This window comes from Mesorhizobium sp. WSM4311 (genome assembly GCF_002295115.1).
Taxonomy (GTDB): domain Bacteria; phylum Pseudomonadota; class Alphaproteobacteria; order Rhizobiales; family Rhizobiaceae; genus Mesorhizobium.
The window spans coordinates 1-1,037 of the sequence record NZ_NSFV01000043.1 but is presented as its reverse complement, the minus strand read 5'-3'; the positions used below and the strand labels follow the sequence as shown (position 1 = coordinate 1,037).

Here is a 1,037-nt window from a genome sequence, read left to right as displayed (position 1 = left end):
TGTGGAGCTTCAACAGGTTGTCCTCGATCAGGGCGAGGCGACTGATAGGCGTTTTTGACTTTAGGCTGCCATGTGGACGATGCCAATTGTATCTGTGCAGCCAGACAGGCAGTTCGGCGGCACGATGATCGGATGTCGGATAGGCAATGGCGTAGGCCCATTCGCGCAGTGCTGTCTGGATGAAGCGCTCGGCCTTGCCATTGGTCTTGGGCGTATAGGGTCTTGTCGTGACGTGCTTGAGGCCGAGATCGCGGCAGGCCTTGGCGAAGGCCTTTGATCTGTAGCAGGAGCCGTTGTCGGTCATGACGCGGGCTATCGTGACGCCGAGGCTGGCGTAATAGGCGACCGCGGCCTTGAGGAAGGCGATGGCGCACTCCTTTTTCTCGTCGGGCAGGATTTGCGAGAAGGCGATGCGGGACGCGTCGTCGATGCAGACATGGACGAACTCCCAGCCGGCGCCGCGCGACTTGCCCTTTTGCGGATCGCCGGTGATACGATGGCCGACTTGGCTGAAGCGGCCGAGCTTCTTGATGTCGATATGGATCATCTCGCCGGGATGCTCCCGCTCGTAGCGCCGGACCGGTTCGGCCGGCTCGATATCCCTGAGCCGCGACAGCCCGGCACGCTTGAGAACCCGGCTGACGGTGGCGGGCGAGACGCCGACCTCATGGGCGATGTGCTTGCCGGTCAGCCGCTGGCGACGCAAGGCTGCGATGCGCTCGGCCACGGACTGTTCGGTCAGGCTCGGCATGACGGTGGGCCGCGACGAGCGGTCGACCATGCCGGCCCGCCCTTTGGTCTTATAGCGCTCGACCCAGCGCGCCACGATCTTGGCCGACACGCCATAGACGCGCGCCGCATGGGCTTTGGAAAAAGCGCCTTCTATCACCGATAACGCCATCTCCTCTCGACGCAGCGGTGTGAGACGGGCATTCTTGTGGATGTTCATTCGGACCCTCCGATGGATGCTGAAGCGTGGTAACTCCAGTCTCCTCGGTCCGGTCCGAATGGACAACCTCTCGAAAGCTCACACCTAG

Annotated in this window: 1 protein-coding gene; it reads right to left on the bottom strand. The window is 62.4% G+C overall.

Going from position 1 to position 1,037, the window contains the following annotated elements:
- Positions 1–949, bottom strand: a 949-nt coding sequence (locus CK226_RS34270; RefSeq protein WP_095770220.1) for an IS481 family transposase, incomplete at its 3' end; no start/stop codon positions are given.
- Positions 950–1,037 lie beyond the last annotated feature (88 nt).